The following is a 20250-nucleotide window of genomic DNA, read 5'->3' as shown; positions in this document are numbered from 1 at the left end:
TCATTCCCCGAACATCGAGAGCATCGCGTCGGGCACACCCGCAGTGACGACTTCCGGCAATTCAAACAGCGTCCAGCCTTTGGCTTCCGCCTCCTGGCGCGTTGCCTCGGTCAGTGGTGAGACACAAGCGGCGACAAAGTGACTGCGCCAGACGAAGCTCATCTCATGATCAGAAAAGCTGACGGGGGAACCATCCGGAGGCGGAAGCCCCGCATCCTTGAAGGCGTTCGCCCATCCTCCCTCCTCGGCCGACCGACCCGATGCTGCGGCAAGCACCACCTGCCCGCGCGCCAGATCGACCAGCATCTGCTTCGCTTCATCGCTCGTCCGGTCGATCAGCTCGTGATCGGGCTGGTTGAAGTAGGAGAGCAAGCAGCGATAGCATCCGCGAACACAAGCCTCTCCATCCCGGCTGACGAGTAGCGCGGCGTCGCCCGCTGCGATCGCTTCATCAACCTTGTCGAAGTGCATCAGGGCCAGTGCTTCGCGCGCGACCTTGCCCAGCGCTTGCGGATCCTCGATCAGACGGCTCAATACGCCGGCGCCGCCCTCTGTGGCTTCATAGGCCAGGATGGCGCGACGGTTATCGCGGGCAGGCAATGGCTCGCCAAGAACTTCGCCTTCTTCCAGCTGGAAGACGACCTCGATGCCCCTCATAAGGGCATGCTGAACCGTCGCAATCGTCTCAGGCGCATAGGCCGTAGGCTCGTTGAAACGAAAGAGCAGCGCATTCTTGTGGTCGCGGACGATAGGGACGATCCGAACCGGCCTCACCACATCCGGCGGGACATCGACATCGGGATCTTCGTCGTCCGACTTCGCCCAGTAGCCACTGCGCGGATCGATATGGAAGCCGAAAACGGTCTGATTTGCGCGCCGCTTCAGCCCCTTGTTGATGCGGCTGATCTCGGCGCTGTTGGCATATTGCAGGTTGAAAACCGAAGCATCCTCGCAGCGGAAGTCGGCCTCGGTGATCTGCACCCGGCCGTCCCGTCTCGGCCAGGAAAAGACGGTCTGGATGTCAAAGCCCTGCCGGACTCGCTCTTCGTCATTGGCCGTGATCCGCTCGGCGGGCGCAGCCTCGACGTTGTCGATCCTGAGCGTCCGCTGCACCGGCACCTCGCCCGCCATCGGACTGTTGCAGGCGTGGCAGCGCTCGACCTCGCTGTCATGACAGGCGCCGCAGTTCGAGCAGATGTAGATGTCTCGCGTAGCGAGTTCCGATCCGTCCCCAGTCCGGACTTCCGGCGGCAGCTTCGCCTTCATGACCCGGTAGGCGCGGCCTTCGTGATAGATCAGGCTGCGCGGCCCAAATTCCGAGATGGCCAGGAAGCGGGCGCGCTGAAGGAACGAGCCGGTTTTCCCCTCGCCGGGGATGAAGGCATAAAGCGGAAGCCGTGGGAAATTGTAGCCCGGCAGGAAGCCTTCCGTTGCGAGGTAGCGGTAAGAGTAGAAATCTGAGCCGTTCGAGGCCTTCCCCTGTTCGAGAATGGTGATCTGGTCGCTCGCCTGCATCTGCGCCGCCTTGATCCGGCGACGGTCCGCGCCCGAGAGTCCCGTGATCTCCGAACGGGCGTTGGCCTCCATCAACTGCGTTCGAGCCGAGTTGTAGAGTTCCCGCCAACGATCAAAGGCCCGATCGAATTCCAGTGGCGCGCGCTGGGCCACCTGGGTGACGAACTCATCCGGCTCGGTCATCCACGCCGGCTTTCGGCCTTCCACGGAAGCGAGAATCTGATCGAGAATCCGCTTCATCGGAGCATGCGCCGCGGTCGTCAGCTCGGGCCGATCGATGACGTCGTGGATTTCCTGCTTCAGCGGGTAGCCTGTCTGCGTGAGGTCGAGGATTTCCGGGATGTCGGGGGACAGGGCGAGCTTTGTCTCCGCGAGCCACACGGCATGCAGGTGCGAGCGGACAAGTTCTTCATTGGTGATGTCGAGTGCTGGCGGTCGGACAACGCCGGCCACCATCTCGTTGCGCCGCTCGAAGAAATACTGATCATGCGGCGATTGAGCGGCACAATAGGTCACGATGACGGCGGCCTGTCCGGAGCGACCGGCACGACCAGCGCGTTGGGAATAGTTCGCAGGTGTTGGCGGCACGTTTCGTAGATAGACGGCATTGAGCGCCGAGATGTCGACGCCAAGCTCCATGGTCGGCGAACAGAATAGAGCGGGAAGAAACTGCTCTGACTCTCCTGCCGCCTTGAGATCGGCGAGATTGCTGGCGAGGTTCTCCCGATCTTCCTTCTCGAAGCGGAAGCGCCATTCGCGCCATTCGCGCTGTCTCTGGGACACTTGGGCCGTGTGCTCACGGCCTTCGAGCCCCCAAAAGCTGCTCTTCCCAGCCTTCAGCTCGACAGCGATCTCATTGTACAGATCATGAAAGTAGCGGTTTCCCTGCGCCCCGCCTGACCGGACGGCTTCGCCGGGCACGATACGAACGGCTGACGGCGACAAACGCCATCCCTGCAGATCCGCTTCTATGTCGACACGCGACACGAGACCCTCACGGGCGAGGAGTTCCATCAGGCCCGTCATGACCGTCAGGTAGTCCGCCCTTCCCAGCTTGGTCCCCATGACGCTGGTGCGATTTATGAGGCGCGCGATACGAGAATTGTGCCCGGCCCGAACGATTGTCTGTTCTTCCCGCAGGCCCACGCGATCCTTGCCAGGCGCTTGCAGAAACAGGGTCGTGCGGCTTCTCGGCGTCTCCTTTGCATCGATGGCCCAGGGGGCCCGCAGAAGATTCCGCGACTTCTGCGCGACCGTGTCGAGGACGGTCAGATCGAGTGCTTCCGTGCCGACAGCCAGACCGTCGAGCATGGCGCCGAGGAGCTTCTTGAGCATCTCTTTGCGCTTGGGCACATCGAGCGCCCCCAAGTCTGGCAGGACGGCCGTGAGGCGGTCTGTATCTTCGGCGATGGCATCGAGCCCAATGAACGCGACATCGATGAGCTTGAGAACGGAGAGGCTTGGATTGGTGTAGCGCCAGCCCCGGCGCAGGTCTGTCCAGAGCCGATGGGCAAGAACCTTCGCGAGAGAACGCTGAGCATCTTCGCGGATCACAGCGCCAGCCTCGGGATCCAGCATCCAGTGGATGCGTGCATCCTTGTTGGCTGCAGTAAATCCGAGCGCCTTTACGACCCGCAGGCCGAATTCGTCCTCGGCTATGCCATCGTCACCGGCATCAAGCACGGCCCGCAAGATCGCGCCGCGTAGGAGGCTGACGAATAGAAAGTCGTTGAAGTGGCCCGCCTGAAGGGCGGCATCCTGCCGGTTGTCCGTGAAGCCGAGGAGCTTGCGCTTCTCTTTGGGAACGCCGCTGTTGCGCCCGTTCATCCACTCCAGCGCAGTTGAGACGAGCAAAGTCGTGGCTGAGCTGCGACCCTCGCCAGACAGACCCACGAGCTTGGTGCGTTCCCGCATGCTGGGGTGGGGCTGATCGAGGCAGCACGGGCAGAAGCCGAACTTGCCGGGTATGAACCAGAAGCTCTTGCCGGATGAATCGTACCGCCCGTCGGGAGCCACCGTGACCATCTGAGGCATCCGGCGTTTCCTGTTCGCCCGAAGCCGCTCGATGCCATTGCGCTCCTCGCGCCAATCCTCGGGATAAGATTCGATCTCACCCGTGAACGCGTAATCGGGGTCGCCGTCGCCCGTCGGGGTCAGATAGCCTGCAGCGTCTCCCTCCTGATCATCGAGCGGCGCATCGTCGATGTTCCTTGGAAGGAACAGGGCGCCTTCGCCGTCCTCAGTCTTGGTGACGACATGGACCTCATGTCCGCATTCCCGACAGAAGCGGGTTGGATAGAGGCGATGGCCTGGCGCGTTGGGGTCTTCGAGCTGGCCATCGAACAAAACATTCCGGGGCTTCTTGGTCAGCGTGGTGAAAACCTCGCCCGCGCCAGAAATGAACTGGTGGAGTTTGAACGCCAGAAATGCACCTGTCCTCGAGCCGCCGCGCTCCGTTTCCGGAAGGCTGATGCGAGTCAGAAATGTCTCAAGGCCGGTTCGACAGGTTTCTGCGTCGACGCCGCTATCGTTTGAGAGCAGCGCGACGGCCTCTTCAAAGGGGATTGGCTTCTTGCGCTTGAGTTCCTGCGCATCATCCAGACCGATCGCCAATTCTGTCCAGACAGCCAGGGGGTGTTTACTCAGAACCTCGTCGGTCAGCACGTCTGGGAGCGCAGATGTCAGCACAGGCGCAAGCTTTGGCCGCACGTCGTCGAGCTTCAGCCGATCGTCTGTTGCCCGTTCAAGCGACTCGTCGATGACCGATTCCGGCCCGATGGACGCCCCGAAAAGACGCGACGCAACGTCCGCTACGGCCTGCGCGCGGTTGGCATCGGAACCTTCGCTCGCCATGGTGGCCGAAGTCCCGATACAGATCGGCGCCTTGTCTGGCGTGCAACGGTTGCGAAGGCGGCGGACGAGGATGGCGACGTCGGCACCCTGGCGGCCACGATAGGTATGCAGCTCATCGAGAACGACGAAATCCAGACCGCTTGCGTTCTCGATGACCTTGGTGTCGAGGCTGTCCTGCCGCGTCAGGAGCAGTTCGGCCATCATAAAGTTGGTCAGGAGAATATCCGGCGGGTTGTCTGCGATCCGCTGCCGCTCCTCCTGGCTCTCCTGGCCGGTGTAGCGTCGCACAACCGGCTTGATCTCGGTGGGCAGGCCGGATTGGGAGATGAACTTCTCGATCTCGTTGATCTGGCTGTTTGCCAGGGCATTCATCGGATAAACGATGATGGCGCTAGTTCTGCGCGCCTTACGCGCTTTTCGCGCACGAACGATTGCGTCGACCACCGGCACGAAAAAGCAGAGCGACTTGCCCGAACCGGTTCCGGTCGTGACCACATAACTCTGGCCGGCCCGCGCCTTGGCGATGGACTGCGCCTGGTGACGATGGAGCCGCAAAGGCGTCGGCCCGAACCGGAATATTCTGCCCGTCGCTTCGTCGAGATCGCCGGAAGCGACCAGTTCGTCAACGGTCGGCCCCTGAAGAAATCGAGGGTTGATAGATAGCAAAGCATTCGGCCAGAAACGCCCCGCATCATATTGGCGATCGATCTCAGACTTCAGGTCTTCGGATCGAATGGTGCTGAAGGACCGAGAGAAACGGGCGTAAGAATCGATGAGGCGATGATCAAACTCAAATGCCTTCATTTTTTGAACCTCTCGGCGAGGTAGGACGGAATTTCGGCGAGAGACAACTCCTGCGAGGAGTTGCCGCTGCGCACATAGAATTTCTCTTGGCCGACGCCGTTCTTGTCCTTCACGGAGAGCACGAGAGGTTTGGCCGACGGCTGGATATCGACCTGGCAAATCTCAACCTCGCCAATGGCCGGAAACAGAACCTTCAACTTGCTGCTGACAAAGGCCGCGCCAAACGCGCTGTTCAGAAGATTGCGCAGGTGCAGCTCGAATTTGTCCCGGTTGGCGCCGCCAAGGGACAGATAGTCACCTTCGAGACCCAGGATGTCGCCGCTGTCGCTGACGCCAATGAGCAGCGTACCGCCCTGGCTGTTGGCGAACGCCGCCACCGTCTTGACGATCACCTCTTCCAGTTTTTTGTTCGTCGTCTGCTCCTTGAAGTCCCAACGGAGAGACGACTTGAATTCCAGTTCGTCGTCCTCACCCTCAGCAATCAGGTCTTCGAGTGTGATGGCAGCTTCCGGCGGCTTAGTATCGGTGATGCCTTTCAAGAACGCGTTGAGGTTCGACGCCAAAGTGGCGCGCCTCGTTTGCAGAAAGAGTTCATAGTTCTGGATTTCCCACAGCGCCGGATCTTCTGGGACGCATTGCAGGGCGAGGCTGTCGGGGAATCGTTCCTTGACGTCGGCGAGATACGACTTTGCGTCCGTGGCGCTCTTGGCGCGATTGGCGATCTGGGTCAGGATCGCGCGGTTGGTCAGTTCCTGCGCGAGCGAATATTTCAGGCGGTTTTCTTGGCCGAATCCCTGCGCCTTCAGTTTCGAGTAGGGGAAGATGTGGTCGTTCTCGAGCACGTACTTCTTGCCCATAGCCTGACGCAGTGCGACACCGGTCGTGAAGCAGACGGCGTTACGGCTCTTCAAATACCAGCGCAGGAGGCCAAAGAGCGGGTGGGAAATCGACCGCCCAACAAATTCGTCGGGTGTGATCTCCAGGCGCCTCTCCTCCTCGATCACCGCCAGCAGCTCGTCGAAAGGGTTTTTCGATTCTTTGATCGTGCGCAGGTCACGGTCGAGCTTTTGAGGAAGCTGGCTGACATAGCGCGTCCTGATCTGGGAGTAGTAGAACCACTTCACCAGCTTGCGGATCTCGGCATCGTTCAGGTGGGCGCCGCCCTTACCGAAGCAATAGACGGTGATCGGGACCAGCGCGTAAACCGAGTTGATCTCGTCGGTGTGGTCGACGAAGGCATGCGACCGCATCAGGCTTGCGACGTAATCTAAAACCTGACCGTCCAGCAGCTTCCAAGCTGCCCGCAACTGCGCGTCATTTTCGGCGTCATGGAGCTTCTTCATCTCCGAGCCGAGGTGGTAAAGGCATCCCAGCAGGACGTACACAATGAAATCTAGCTTGAAGACGAAGCCCTTCTCGGCGAGTTCATTCAGCTTTTTCTTGAAGGTGTCGCGGGCCTCCGGCCAATACCCCGAAATCTGAGCAAGCGCGAGTTCGGCATCGGTGAGCGACACACCGCTTGCATTCACCTTGTAAAAGATATCGATCGCCTCGCGCACACTGGCGCGCACGGGAATGGTTTGTTCTGGAAATTCATGGTCGAGAATGTTCTCAATCGCCCGTGTGTTGTCATCCATCACATCGTCGCGCTCGCGACTAACCGTCTCGCCCTTCTTTTCCAGTTCGCGCACGATGTCTTTAGCGCGAATTTTCCGCCGGAAAATGTCGGTGATGTTTTGCCAGCGTGGATCATTTTCCATCTTGGTCTTGCTGTGATAGGCGAGCTCCAAGGTCTCGACGTTCACGTACAGGCCGCGAGTGTCGTTCAGGATTTCCGAGGCAGTGTAGTATGGCGGGATCTCGCCGCGCACCAGCATGTAGAGCGTCGTAATGCGCTGCTGCCCATCTAGAAGGATACGAACTGCTCCCTGCTTTTCGCTATACTTGTGCAGCCCCTTCAACTCCGGCGGGTTCGCCGTCTCCCAGGTCAGCATGGTCCCGGTGGGATATTGCTTGATAAGAGAGTCGATGAGCTGCTTAGCATCGTCTCTCTTCCAGACATATTCGCGCTGAAAGGCCGGAACAAACAATTGGTGCTCGTCGATTTTCTCTAATGCCCTCGAAATCTTCATTGGTCCCCCTCCAATGCCGCCCGCGCGTTCAATCTATTTTGCACCAAGCTCGCCGGACGACGTACCCTTGAGAAGGACAACCTTGATCGATGCCCTTCATCTGTGAACTTGCAGGGTGAGTATCCTGTAAATGTCCTTGTAGCTCTTGCGGCCATTATCCCCCCCACAGGCACGACAGTGGTGCCGCCACCAAGCGGTTGCCGAACGGCACAACATCCGCGCTGTCATAGAGGACGACGCCGAAGGCGAAGCGATTCCCACAAGCGTCGGCCAGTGCCCGCAGACCGGTGAAGTCGCCAGCTTTCACCGTGGCGCTCGCCTTCACCTCGATGCCTGCGATCATCCCGTCGTCGCGCTCCAGCACGATGTCCACCTCGCGCATGTCCCGATCCCGGAAATGATGAGGCGTCAGCTGCAGGTCAGAGGCCGTCATCAGCTTCAGCACCTCCGAGAACACGAAGCTCTCCAAGAGCGCGCCGAACGTCCCGCGATCCGCCTTCACCCGGTCGAAGGTCAGTCCGCGCGCACTGGCGAGCAGGCCGGAATCGAGGAAATGCAGCTTGGGCGTCTTGACGATCCGCTTCAGCGCATTCGTGAACCAGGGCTGCACGGTCGCGATCAGGAACACCTGTTCGAGCAGCCCGACATAACGTTGCCCCGTCTTGTGGCTGACGTTGATGCCGGCCCCAAACTGCGAATAATTGACCAACTGGCCGGAATGCTCGGCAAGCAGCCGCACGAATCTCGGAAGCTCGGTCAGCTTTTCCACGTCGGCGATGTCGCGGAGATCGCGGGTGAGGATCGACGTGAGATAGGATCGTGCCCAGTCCTGCCGCCGCCGCTCGCTCTCGCGGCTGATCGCTTCGGGGAAGCCGCCGAGCAGGACGAGTTGGACAAGATCATCGCCGAGGATTGCGTCCTGTCGGCCCTGCAGTTTCCCCTTGAAGAGGCGCTCCAGAAAAGTCGGCGTGCGGCGTTCAATCTCGGCCCTCGCCAGCGGAAGCATACGGATGGTCTCCATCCGGCCGGCCAAGCTGTCGGCGATCCGTGGTAGCGTCAGTACGTTCGCAGAGCCGGTGAGTAGAAACCGGCCCGGACGATAATCCTCGTCGACCGTCTTCTTGATCGCCAGCAGCAGGTCGGGCGCACGCTGGATCTCGTCGATGATGGCCCGGTCGAGGCCCCGGATGAAGCCGGCGGGATCGGATTGGGCGGCTTCGAGGACCGTCCGATCGTCGAGCGTGATATAGGTTCGGCCGACTTCCCCCATCTTTCGGACGAGCGTGGTCTTGCCAGCCCGGCGCGGTCCCACAATCAGGACCACTGGCGTATCCGAAAGGGCTTCTTCCGCCCGCCGCTCCACAAACCGCTCGAACATGCTATCCCCGAAACTCGGCTAATCGGAACTATGCGTTTCGGCTAATTGGAAGTCAACAGTTCGCTGATTGGGAGCCTATGGGCCGCGATCCGGGAGGGCGGCAGGGGAAGGCCTTCCCCTGCGGCCGACCCTGTAGTCTCGGCCGACCCCTTCTGCGGGGACAACCCGCAAGGCCCCGAGAGTGAGAGTGCGGGCGGGCTTTCCGCGACGGGTTGAAGGCTGGGAGAGAGGCTCCCGGCGCCCGTCGCGGGAGATCCGCGATGTCCAGAGACGCCGCTCGCGCTCGGTCCGATTCCGGCCGGACGAGCCTCTACGATGAAATCACCACCAAGATCATTGCCGAGCTTGAAGCCGGCCGCGTGCCCTGGGTGCAGCCCTGGGGTACCGCGGCGGCGAAGGCGCCGCTCGCCATGCCGAAGAATGCCAGCACCGGCCGGCTTTACTCCGGGATCAACGTGCTGATCCTCTGGGGTTCGGTGATCGAGCATGGCTTCCCAGTCCAAGGCTGGTTGACATTCCGCCAAGCCCTCAGTCTGGGCGGCAACGTCCGCAAGGGCGAGCACGGCACCACCGTCGTCTATGCCGACCGCTTCATTCCCGACGACGAGAAGAAACGTGCACAAGAGACCGGCGAGGAAGCGCAAGCGATCCCCTTCCTCAAGCGCTTCACCGTCTTCAACCTGGCGCAATGCGAGGGCCTGCCGGAGAATCTCGTGGTCGCGGCGCCGCCACCCGAACCGGGCCTCATCGAACCCAAGGTGGAAGCCTTGATCAAGGCCAGCGGCATCGAATTCCGCATCGGTGGCAACCGGGCCTTCTACATGCCCGAGCAGGACTGTGTGCAAGTCCCGCCGCCGCAAGCCTATTTCGAGCCGATCAATTGGCATCGCACGGCGCTCCACGAGCTCGGTCACGCCAGCGGCGCTCCGCACCGGCTCAATCGCGATCTCTCGGGTTCCTTCGGCTCCAAGAAATACGCGTTTGAAGAGCTGGTCGCCGAGATGAACGCCGCGTTTTGTTGCGCCTCGCTCGGCATCGTGCCGACCGTGCGCCATGCCGATTATATCGGCTCTTGGCTCGAGGTGCTGCGCGAGGACAACCGCGCCATCGTTCGCGCGGCGTCGCAGGCGAGCAAAATTGCGGACTTCCTCCTCGGCTTTCTTTCTGACGATGACGCGCAGGTCTCTATCGCGAACGAGCGGGACGCCGCGTGATCCGGCTTCTGTTGCGACCGCGAACCGGCCGTCACGCCGAATTTGCGCGGACGCGCATCTCCGGGGCGCCGGATATCCGGCGTTCCAGAGGTAGAGGGCTGCGCCGGTTTTCGTGACGGGTTGGAGGTCGAGAGAGAGTCTTTCGGCGCCCGTCGCGGAGACAATCCCAATGGCTACTGCTGTTCAGAAGATCACGCTGTCGTCGTCGCGCGACATCCCTTTCAACAAGCTCGTTCTCTCCCAGTCGAATGTCCGGCGAATCAAGGCCGGGGTCTCGATCGAGGAACTTGCCGAGGACATCGCGCGTCGCACTCTGTTGCAGAGCATCACCGTGCGGCCAGTGCTCGACGAACTCGGCGCCGAAACCGGCATGTTCGAAATCCCAGCAGGTGGGCGTCGCTACCGCGCGCTGGAACTTCTGGTGAAGCAGAAGCGTCTCGCGCGTACTGTGCCGATCCCCTGCGTCGTGCGCACTGAGGGAACGCCCGAAGAAGACAGCCTCGCGGAAAACGTTCAGCGCGCGCCGCTGCATCCGCTCGATCAATTCCGCGCATTTCTGGCGTTGCGCGAAAAAGGACAGAGCGAAGAAGAGATCGCCGCCGCCTTTTTTGTCGGCGTCAACGTCGTCAAGCAGCGGCTACGGCTCGCGTCGGTGTCGCCGAAACTACTCGACGTCTATGCTGACGACGGCATGACGCTCGATCAGTTGATGGGCTTCACGGTCAGTTCTGACCATGAGCGACAGGAGCAGGTCTGGGACGCGATCCAACGCTCCTACAATAAGGAAGCCTATCAAATCCGCCGCCTTTTGACCGATGGCGCCGTGCGCGCGTCCGACAAACGCGCGCAATATGTCGGCGAAGATTACATTGCCGCCGGCGGCGCCGTCATGCGCGATTTGTTTCAAAGTGACGACGGCGGCTGGCTACAAGATGCCGCCCTGCTCGACCGGCTTGTCAGCGAGAAGCTGGAACGCGACGCGCAGGCCGTCCGCGCCGAGGGCTGGAAATGGGTCGAGGTCGCGATCGATTTCCCTTACGGCCACACCTATGGTCTTCGTCATATCTCGGGCGAGCGTCAGTCTCTAACGGACGAAGCAGCCGCAACGCTCGACGCCTTGCGCGCCGAGGCCGAACAGCTCGAAGAAGCTCACGCCAACGCAGACGAAATTCCCGAGGAAATCGATCAACGCCTCTGTGAGATCGAAACTGCAATGGCGGCAATCGAGGAGCGGCCCGTCACATACGCTCCCGCAGACATCCCCAGCGCCGGCGCTTTCGTCAGCATCGATGGGTCGGGACGCGTTCGCGTTGAGCGCGGTTATGTTCGGCCCGAGGACGAAGCGCCGATCGAAAAAGCGGAGGCCGCCGAGACGGAAGAGGAGATCGAAGCAAATGCTTCATCGGCGGCGTCGGCCACCAAGGCCGCCTCGCCGGGCGACGGCGCGGTTCAACGTGAGCCTGCGGATGATGACGACGAAGGGCTGCGACCCCTCCCCGACAAATTGCTCACCGAACTCACGGCCTATCGTACGCTGGCGCTGCGCGAAGCCATCGGCAATGATCCCAGCGTCGCCTTTCTCGCGGCGCTGCATGTTCTCTCCCTTAAACTGTTCTACCATTACGGCTCGGACTCCTGTCTGGAGATCGAACCGAAAACGGTCGCCTTCGGCGCCCAGGCGCCAGGGCTTGGCGACGCGTCGCTCGCAACCAAGGTTGACGCCCGTCATAACGATTGGGCGCAGCAGCTTCCCACTGATCCCGGTGATCTATGGGACGCGTTGATGACCTTCGACGCTGAGGCGCAGCAACGCCTCTTCGCCCATTGCATCTCGCTCACGGTCAACGCCGTGCATGAAGCCTGGAGCCGCCGGCCGAGGGTCATCGCTCACGCCGACCGTCTCGCGCGAGTATTGTCACTCGACATCGCCGCGACTGGATGGGCGCCGACTGTCGACAATTTCTTCGGCCGCGTGACCAAAGCGCGAATCCTCGAAGCTGTGCGCGAGGCGAAGGGCGCCGAACAGGCGAAGCGCATCGAGCAGTTGAAAAAAGGAGACATGGCGCAGGAAGCCGAAGAGATGCTGTCGGGTTCTGGCTGGCTACCCGAACCGCTGCGTACGCCGGGGCGCACGGCGCAAGGATCAGAACCCTCAAGTGTGACGGCTACTGTCGTTGATGCGGTCGTCGAAGAAACGGCGGGAACCGGAAACGAAACGGCTATCGACGAAATCGCTGCTCGGGGCGATGCTGACGACGCGTCGGTGAATGCCCCCCAGGACATCGCCGCCGAATAGACCTCCCCGAGGCCGACCCTGAGGGACTCGCCAGCAATGGCGAGTCCCTTTCCTCTTGGAGGGCGCACGCCATGTCCAGTTCAATCGCGTCAGAGCTGGCGAGTCGTCTCGCGCGCGAAGCGGAGGCGGTTTGCCGGCGCTATCTCTCCAACGGCCGACGCGAGGGCTGCTACTGGCTGGTCGGCGATGCACGAAATGAGCCCGGGCGTAGCCTGTTCGTTCGCCTGAAAGGTCCATTGAGCGGCAAGGGCGCCGCGGGCAAATGGGTCGACTCGGCGACGGCCGAACATGGCGATCTGCTCGACATTATCCGCGAGACGTGTCGACTACGCGATTTTCGAGAGGTCATCGACGAGGCCAGGCGCTTTCTCAGCCTCCAGCCACGAGCGCCAGAACCGGATAAGCAGCGACCCTGCGCGGAGACGACGCTCGCGGGCTCGCCGGAGTCGGCGCGACGCCTGTTGGCAATTTCGCGGCCGATCGCGGGCACGCTTGCCGAGACGTATTTGCGCCATCGCGGCATTACCGCTTTCCACGAAACCACTAATCTGCGCTTCCATCCGCGTTGTTACTATCGGCCGGCCAATCGCTCGCCGGTCCAGACCTGGCCTGCGTTGATCGCCGCCGTCTCCGATCTCGACGGCAAGCTCACCGGCGTGCAACGCACCTGGCTTGATCCGTCTGGTTTCAGCAAAGCGCCAATCGAAACGCCGAGACGGGCGATGGGCTGTCTCCTCGGCAACGCTGTCCGCTTCGGTGTGGCGCATGACATCATGGCGGCGGGTGAAGGAATCGAAACCGTGCTGTCGCTTCGCTGCGTCATGCCGACCATGCCAATGATCGCCGCACTGTCGTCCGCGCATCTTGCCGCCATCCTGTTTCCGCCCACCTTGCGCCGCCTCTATGTCCTTCGTGACAACGACGCGGCGGGCGCCAATGCGGCGGCGACCTTGTTGGACCGCGCAAATTCGGCAGGGATCGAGACGATCATCCTGTCGCCGACGCTGGGCGACTTCAACGATGACCTCCGTCTACTTGGGGTCGAACAGTTACGAGCGGCCCTCAGGCCGCAACTCGCGCCACAGGATGTCGCGCGCTTCATGAAACCTCGAAGCCGAACGAGGCCGATGCAGCGGCGTCGGCTACGTGTCTGATCGGATCGCGCAGCTTTCCGGCATTGTCGGAGAAAGCCGCATCCCTTGCCTTCATAGAGGGCGACCTTTGCGACGGTCGGTATGGCCACGCAATGGCTACGGGCCGACTATTTTCCGTCGCGCCCGTTGGGCGCTTTACAGCGCGAAACAAAATAGCCGGCCCTTCGCCATCCTCCGCTGCGTGCTGCGGCCCTTCGCTGTGCTTCGGGTGCGGGTCAGAACCGCCCGCCGCCTTTCGTCCCCATGAAGGCCGCGAGGGTCGCGGTCAATCCGACGAAGGAAAAGCGCAGATGACGAACGAGCGCGACATACCGGGCTTCGAGCCACCACCGCACTCATCCTCGACCGAACAGGTGCTCGCCGAACTCCAGCTCTATGGCTTCCGTCCCTTCCAGGACGAACCCGACCCGAGGCCACTTCCCGAAGCGCGAACGATCACTGTGGCGGTCGCCGACATCTTCGACGCTCTTGTCGCGACATTGGGCGACACCCGCTTCGAACCCGACCTCGAGGCGCTGCTCTGGTCGACGGTCAATCTCTTCCACCGCGCTGTTTCACGCATCGAGCGCGAACTCGACGACAATGAGCAGGCGCAGCGGCGCAGTCAGAATGAACAAGACGGCTCGGAAATCCGCTCAGTTGAACTCGAGCGCCTGATCACCGAAGGGCGGACGCTCATCGAACGCCGCGACAGCATGGAGCTCTTCCGCGACGAGGCCGCCGATCAATTCGAGCGCCATACCGGCTCGGCCTGGCGACCCCGGTCGGGTTCCAGAGTCAATCACCGCGCTTTGACCTCCGCGATGATCGACAGCCGCGATTTTATCGCCGCCAAACGTCGCGCCGATTCCGACGCACTTCTTCCCCCCGGTCCAAAAATCGCCTTTACCGGCGGACTCGATTTCAACGATCATCGGGCAATCTGGGATCGTCTCGACAAGGCTCTCGCGAAACATCCCGATATGGCGCTATTGCACGGCGGATCGCCTAAGGGCGCCGAACGCATCGCCGCCTGCTGGGCCGATGATCGCAAAGTGCCGCAAATCGCCTTCAAGCCCGACTGGGCGCGTCACGCCAAGGCGGCGCCATTCAAGCGCAACGATCAAATGCTGGCGACGCTGCCGATCGGCGTCATTGTCTTTCCCGGCTCAGGCATCTCCGCCAATCTCGCCGACAAGGCGCGCATGCTAGGCATCCCTGTGTGGAAATTCAGCTGAGGCGGCGCGCGGGCAACCTCAGCGTCTTAGAACGTCCCCAGTATTCTTCGGCGGGCATTCCGCTCATGGCCTTTCATTATGCCCCCCCTCAGAACACGAGAACCTTGTCCCCGGCGATCGTTGCCGCCGCAAGGGCGTCCATCGTGCTTCGCTCGGTGCCCTCGATCATCTGTTCGGCAGGCAGGCCGAGCGCATCCATGCAGGTTCCACAGGAGCAGCACTTCCCCGCCTGCGGCAATGACACGTTTCAGCATCCTTTTGACATTGTAGTATCCGTCCGGCGTCTTTTGGTCGGCCCGAGCCGAAAGAACAGCGTCCGCCAGGAGAAATATCGTGACGCTGCCCTCAGGATCGAGCTTGCTGACCGCATGGGCGAGGCGCAAGCCGTTGTAGACGCGTTCCGTACCGTAAGGGGGATCGTTGAGGATGAAGAGAATTTTCGTCGGATGAGTTCCTGTTCTCTTCACTGAACACATCAGCCTGCGCCGACGATCTCGCTCCTAGCGCCGGACTCCGACCGTCAGCCAATATTCGCGCGGGACGCAGACGCCCAGTTCGTTGCGGAAGCCTTCATGGAAAGCGATGAAATCTCGCCTTAACTCTTCGCGCCGCGCCTCATCGAGGCTCTTGGCCAAAGAATGTGTCGGTCCGTAGCCCGTCGAGAACGTATTCCAGGCGGCTTCTCCACTCGGCTCGCGATAGAAAGAGGTTCCCCTTTCGAACGCGAGATCGAAATTCGCCGCGAGCAGTTCGCGAATGCGTTCCGTCTTGCCCCATTCGAAAGGCGATGGCGGCGCGGGCGTGGGCGGCGGCGGCATGTACGGCTTCATGACCATGAACATCTTGAAGAGGTTGCTGTCGGACAGCCAAGTAGTCAAAGCGATGCGTCCGCCCTTTTTGCAAACTCGCGCCAGCTCGGCCGCGGCGGCTTCTGGGCGGCTGGCGAACATTACGCCGCAGGTCGATGCAACGGCGTCGAAGGCGCCGTCCTCGAACGGCAGGCTCTCCGCGTCGCCGATTTCATAGTCGATGTCGAGGTTTTCGCTTTTGGCGCGCGCGATGGCGGCATCGACAAGCTTCTCGCTGATATCGACGCCTGTGACCTTCGCGCCTCTCCTCGCGAGGACGCGAGACGTCCAGCCAGTCCCGGTCGCGAGATCGAGAACGCGTTCGCCGGACTTCGGATCGAGACGCAACACGCAGTGTTCGATGGAATCGGCGATGCCGCGACTGATGGCCTCGTAATGCGCGCCGCCGGAATTCCAGAAGGCGGCGGACTTCTGGTTATGCGCCTGTATTGCGCCAGTCATATTATACTCCCTTTTATTATTCTGTTTGCAACGTTGCTTCACGGTGCCGGCGACGACGGGCAAGCCCGCGGCGCGCCATTCGGGCAGGCCATCCTCCAGACAGCGGGCCTTGAAGCCGCGGTTGCGCAGCAGCGCCGCCGCCTCAAAGGAGAGCACGCAGAAGCGTCCCCGGCAGTAGGCGACGACCTCGCGCGACGGATCGAGTTCGCTAAGCCGCGCCTCCATTGCTTTCAGCGGAATGTTCACGGCGCTCGGCAGATGGCCGAGTGCAAATTCGTCTTGCGGCCGCACGTCGAGCACCGTGACCGTGCCGGCGCGGATTCGCTCGAGCAGCGCGTCGCGCGGCACGGGCTCCAGCCCGTCCCGGTCCTTGAAATAGCGGCGCATAATGCGTTCGACCTCCGCGACATTGCGCTCGGCCAATCGCCCCAGCGCTGCCAAGAGATCGAGCACAGCTTCATCGGCAAGCCGGTAATAGACGAACTTGCCATCGCGCCTCGTGTCCACCAGGCCCGTGCGCCGCATGTGCTGCAAGTGCTGAGAAGCGTTGGCGATGGATAGGCTGGTTTTCTGCGCCAGCGTCTCGACGCTGTGCTCGCCCTGCGCGAGCTGCTCGAGCAATTCGAGGCGATGGGCGTGGCCGAGCGCCTTGGCAAGAGTGGCGAACTCCGCGAACAGCGCCTGTTTGGGACTTCGGGTTGACATCTTGGGTAACGCTCATATCATTCAATCGATTAATTGAATGAAATCCCAGGCGCTTTGTCAAGACGCTCCGCGCCCGGCGCTGGGAGAGAGCAAGGAGAGACCTCCATGATCTTGCGTCAATTCCTCCACGCCAGCCCTGTTGCGGCCTCCTACCTTTTCGGCTGCGGCGGGCGCGCCGCGGGGGCGGTTGTCGATCCGGTCGGCGATATCGGTGCTTATCTGCGCACGGCGGAAGAAATCAGCATGCGCATTCGCTATGTGATCGACACGCATCTCCATGCCGATCACATCTCAGCAGGCCGCGAGTTGGCTGAGGCGGCGGGCGCGCCATACGTGCTGTTCGCCGAAGCGAAAACGGCGTTCCCCTTCTATGGCGTGCGCGACGGCGACATTCTGGAGCTGGGTAACGTCACGATCCGCGTCCTGCACACGCCGGGTCATACGCCCGAGCATATTTCGCTCCTCGTCACCGATCGCACGCGCGCCGATGAGCCCTGGTTCGTGCTGACCGGGCATACGCTCATGGTGGGCGATCTCGGCCGAACGGAGCTCGCGACGAACGCCGAGGAAGGCGCGCGGGTATTGTTCCGGTCGGTGCAGAGGCTCAAGGCTCTTCCCGACTATCTCGAAATCCTACCAGGGGCCTATTCGGGCTCGGTTTGCGGACGCAGCCTGAGTGGCAAACCAACATCAACGATCGGGTTCGAGAAACGCCACAACAAGGCGTTTCGAATCGAGAACGAAGAGGTCTTTGTCCGCGCCATGGTCGCCGACATTCCGCCGCCGCCCGCGCAGGCGGCTGAAATTCGCGCGGTCAATTCGGGTTTGAAGGCAGCGGCGGAGTGAGCATAAGTGACACGGACGCGTCCGTTCCCTCTGCCTCCAGCGTAACGCTCGGGCTGCGCGCCAATTGGCGGCAGTTCGCGCTGCTCGTTCTGATCAACGCCTTTGTCGGCGGCATGGTTGGCATTGAGCGCACGGTCGTGCCGCTGATCGGCTCGGAGGAATTTGGCATCGCCTCGACGACGCTGGTGGTCTCGTTCATCGTCAGCTTCGGCGTGGTCAAGGCTTTCGCCAATCTGGTCTCTGGGCATCTCGCCGACGTGTGGGGTCGCAAGCGTGTGCTGGTCCTCGGCTGGCTGGTCGGCCTACCGGTTCCCTTCATGATCATGTGGGCTCCAAGCTGGGGATGGATTGTCGCCGCCAATGCGCTGCTCGGCGTCAATCAGGGCCTCGCCTGGTCGATGACCGTCATCATGAAAGTTGATCTCGTCGGACCGAAATCGCGGGGACTCGCCGTCGGCCTCAACGAATTCGCGGGCTATCTCGCCGTTGGCGTCACCGCTTTTGCCACCGGCTATCTCGCCTCCGAGTATGGGCTGCGGCCCGTCCCAATCTATCTCGGCGTCGGTTATGCGATCGCGGGCGCGGCGCTGTCGATCATGTTCGTGCGCGATACGCGCGAGCATGTGCGCGCGGAAATCGGCAACCATCCCGTCGAGGCGCCCGCCATCGGCTTCCGGGAGGTGTTCGCGCTCGCCTCTTTCCGTGATCGCAATCTCTTCGCTGCGTCCCAGGCCGGACTCGTCAACAACCTCAATGACGGGATGAGCTGGGGTATTTTCCCGCTGTTCTTCGCGTCCTTCGGCCTCGGCGTCGAACGGATCGGCCTTCTCAAAGCCGTCTATCCGGCGACTTGGGGCATTCTTCAGGTCGCCACTGGCCCGTTGAGCGATCGCTGGGGCCGCAAGGGCCTGATCGTCGCCGGAATGTGGGTGCAGGCCACGGCACTGTTTCTCACGGCGGCGACGTCCCAATTTCATTACTGGCTGATCGGCAGCCTGCTTCTCGGTCTCGGTACGGCGATGGTCTATCCGAGTCTGATCGCCGCCGTCTCCGACGCGTCGCATCCTTCGTGGCGTGCGCGGTCGCTCAGCGTCTATCGGTTCTGGCGCGATCTCGGCTACGCGATCGGCGCGCTCTCCGCTGGAATCATCGCCGACTTGTTCGGAATGGCGTGGGCGATCGGAGCGATCGCGGCGGTTACATTTGTCTCCGGATTAATCGTTGCTCTGTTGATGCGCGGCTCCCCGAGCCCAGCACGATCGAAGGTGATTGGGTGATGTTAGGCCCTTAAGAAAATGGAAGAGAAGACACAGAGACGGGCGGCGGGCCTGAGGGAGTCCTATGCGCGTTGGCGGCGAAGCAGCCTCGGTCAGATCACCGACGCGTTAGAGCGGGAGTTGCTCTTCGAACTTCTCGGGCCGGTCGCTGGGAAGACGTTACTCGATGTCGGTTGCGGCGACGCCGCCCTCGCTGTAGAACTCGCCCAGCGAGGCGCCGCCGTGACTGGCGTTGATCCAGATCCCACGATGATCGCCGTCGCGCGGCGACAGCCTGGAAGCGAAAACATTCTACTTTTGCTCGTCGAAGGAAGGGCCGAGGCGTTGCCGTTTCCGGACGCGAAGTTTGACCGAGTCCTTGCAGTCACGACCCTGTGCTTCATACCTGACGCCGAGCGCGCCGTTGCGGAAATTGCCCGCGTGCTAAAGCCGAAAGGTCTGCTTGTCATCGGCGAACTGGGGCGCTGGAGCTTGTGGGCGGCCTATCGACGGATGCGTGGGTGGCTCCGTCATCCCCTGTGGCGTGCGGCAAGATTTCGCTCATGCAGGGAGCTTCGCCACCTCGTCGAAGTTGCTGGACTCAGCGTCGTCGAAATACGCAGCGCCGTATACTATCCGCCATGCGGGACGGCGGCGCGACTGCTTGCCGCTGTCGATCCATGGCTCGGACGGCGAACAACTCTCGGGGCGGCTTTTATCGCTGTATCAGCAGAGAAGCCAGTCGAGGAAAGCAAGGAGACGGGCGCGTCGGCCGCCTCATCCTTTTTCCGTCAAGCATTTGGTCGGAACTGACTCGTCCTGAAGCAACCTCCTTTTCGTGCGCTGCAGCTTCTTTTCCTTCGCCTTGAATTCTGACGGTCTTGTCTTTCTGCGCTCTCTGTCCACGAAGTCTTTCGAGGTTGCTGTCCGGCCAGCTACGACCGTCACGACCCCTCTTATGGCTTCATCTGGCCGAAGACCGGCTCCGCCTCGATCGCCATAGCCGCAACAGCATAGGCGCAACTTTCTTCCCCTGACGCCTGCGGCGTCATTCCTCGCGAAGCAAGAAAGCCGCGCCCATACCGTCCTCCGCTTCGCTGCGGCCCTGGGGGGTGCGTCGACGAGTCGTCTTCGGCTGCGAAGCGCCATCGAGGCCGCGATGGTCGCGGGCGCGAAGACAGCAGAACCTAAAGGAGACTTACCATGGCGAACATCGGCTCATTCAAGAAATCCGGCAACGAATTCCTCGGCGAGATCGTGACGCTCAGCGTCCAGGCCAAAGCCGTTCGCATCGTTCCAGAAACCAATCGCTCGAACGACAATGCGCCAAGCCACCGCGTGTTTGTCGGCCGAGCTGAAATCGGCGCCGCCTGGTCCAAGCGCTCAAACGAGGGTCGCGATTATCTCTCGGTCAAGCTCGACGATCCGAGCTTCACTGCTCCTATCTACGCCAACCTCTTCGACGACGAAGGCGGTGAGGGCTACACCCTGATCTGGTCGCGGGGTCGCAAGCCGAATGGCGACTGAACGCCAACGCCCCGCCTGAGAGATCGGGCGGGGCAGCTTATCC

The 20250-nt window shown here is 61.7% G+C and carries 13 protein-coding genes and 1 pseudogene; 8 read left to right on the top strand and 6 right to left on the bottom strand.

Annotated features, from left to right (window positions below; all coding sequences use genetic code 11):
• The 3 genes from BN69_RS00800 to BN69_RS00790 all read right to left on the bottom strand — a co-directional run bounded on the left by BN69_RS00800 (position 1) and on the right by BN69_RS00790 (position 8682).
• Positions 1-5172, bottom strand: coding sequence for a DEAD/DEAH box helicase (locus BN69_RS00800; RefSeq protein WP_014889634.1), 5172 nt, complete (start codon positions 5170-5172; stop codon positions 1-3).
• The gene (locus BN69_RS00795) at positions 5169-7304 is read right to left on the bottom strand and encodes a GmrSD restriction endonuclease domain-containing protein (RefSeq protein WP_014889633.1); all 2136 of its coding nucleotides are present in this window, start codon (positions 7302-7304) and stop codon (positions 5169-5171) included. The genes BN69_RS00800 and BN69_RS00795 overlap by 4 nt, the downstream gene beginning before the upstream one ends.
• Before the next feature lie 154 nt (positions 7305-7458).
• On the bottom strand, positions 7459-8682 hold the full coding sequence (locus BN69_RS00790; RefSeq protein WP_014889632.1) for an ATP-binding protein: 1224 nt from the start codon (positions 8680-8682) through the stop codon (positions 7459-7461).
• A 260-nt stretch (positions 8683-8942) separates the two neighbouring features.
• Between BN69_RS00790 and BN69_RS00785 the strand changes: the two genes are divergently transcribed.
• The 4 genes from BN69_RS00785 (at position 8943) to BN69_RS00770 (ending at position 14563) form a co-directional block, all read left to right on the top strand.
• A complete protein-coding gene (locus BN69_RS00785) occupies positions 8943-9896 on the top strand; it encodes an ArdC family protein (protein WP_014889631.1) in 954 nt (317 codons plus the stop codon).
• Positions 9897-10065: 169 nt separating this feature from the next.
• Positions 10066-12192 carry a ParB/RepB/Spo0J family partition protein gene (locus BN69_RS00780; RefSeq protein WP_014889630.1) on the top strand — a complete coding sequence of 709 codons (2127 nt, stop codon included), beginning with the start codon at positions 10066-10068 and terminating at the stop codon, positions 12190-12192.
• A 71-nt stretch (positions 12193-12263) separates the two neighbouring features.
• Positions 12264-13346 (top strand): DUF7146 domain-containing protein, encoded by a 1083-nt coding sequence (locus BN69_RS00775; RefSeq protein ID WP_014889629.1) that lies wholly within the window; start codon positions 12264-12266, stop codon positions 13344-13346.
• 290 nt (positions 13347-13636) lie between these two features.
• Positions 13637-14563, top strand: a complete 927-nt coding sequence (locus BN69_RS00770; RefSeq protein WP_041926734.1) for a DUF2493 domain-containing protein — start codon at positions 13637-13639, stop codon at positions 14561-14563.
• An 88-nt stretch (positions 14564-14651) separates the two neighbouring features.
• Here the strand turns inward: BN69_RS00770 and BN69_RS19935 are convergent, their stop codons facing one another.
• The 3 genes and pseudogenes from BN69_RS19935 to BN69_RS19995 all read right to left on the bottom strand — a co-directional run bounded on the left by BN69_RS19935 (position 14652) and on the right by BN69_RS19995 (position 16578).
• On the bottom strand, positions 14652-14762 hold the full coding sequence (locus BN69_RS19935) for a hypothetical protein (RefSeq protein ID WP_256364798.1): 111 nt from the start codon (positions 14760-14762) through the stop codon (positions 14652-14654).
• Positions 14763-14850: 88 nt separating this feature from the next.
• Positions 14851-15039: pseudogene (locus BN69_RS20000) on the bottom strand (DsrE family protein); the annotation flags it as partial.
• Positions 15040-15063: 24 nt separating this feature from the next.
• Positions 15064-16578, bottom strand: a complete 1515-nt coding sequence (locus BN69_RS19995; RefSeq protein ID WP_014889626.1) for a metalloregulator ArsR/SmtB family transcription factor — start codon at positions 16576-16578, stop codon at positions 15064-15066.
• Positions 16579-16683: 105 nt separating this feature from the next.
• Here BN69_RS19995 and BN69_RS00750 point away from each other — a divergent pair, with 105 nt between their 5' ends.
• The 4 genes from BN69_RS00750 (at position 16684) to BN69_RS00735 (ending at position 20207) form a co-directional block, all read left to right on the top strand.
• A complete protein-coding gene (locus tag BN69_RS00750) occupies positions 16684-17424 on the top strand; it encodes an MBL fold metallo-hydrolase (protein ID WP_014889625.1) in 741 nt (246 codons plus the stop codon).
• Positions 17421-18701, top strand: coding sequence for an MFS transporter (locus BN69_RS00745; RefSeq protein WP_014889624.1), 1281 nt, complete (start codon positions 17421-17423; stop codon positions 18699-18701). Before BN69_RS00750 ends, BN69_RS00745 begins: the two co-directional genes overlap by 4 nt.
• Before the next feature lie 18 nt (positions 18702-18719).
• The gene (locus tag BN69_RS00740) at positions 18720-19493 is read left to right on the top strand and encodes a class I SAM-dependent methyltransferase (protein WP_014889623.1); all 774 of its coding nucleotides are present in this window, start codon (positions 18720-18722) and stop codon (positions 19491-19493) included.
• 390 nt (positions 19494-19883) lie between these two features.
• Positions 19884-20207, top strand: a complete 324-nt coding sequence (locus BN69_RS00735; protein WP_014889622.1) for a DUF736 domain-containing protein — start codon at positions 19884-19886, stop codon at positions 20205-20207.
• Positions 20208-20250: the final 43 nt, after the last annotated feature.

The sequence above is a fragment of the Methylocystis sp. SC2 genome (assembly GCF_000304315.1).
Taxonomy (GTDB): Bacteria; Pseudomonadota; Alphaproteobacteria; order Rhizobiales; family Beijerinckiaceae; genus Methylocystis.
The sequence above is the reverse complement of the archived record's forward strand: the minus strand, read 5'-3'. Positions and strand labels throughout refer to the sequence as shown.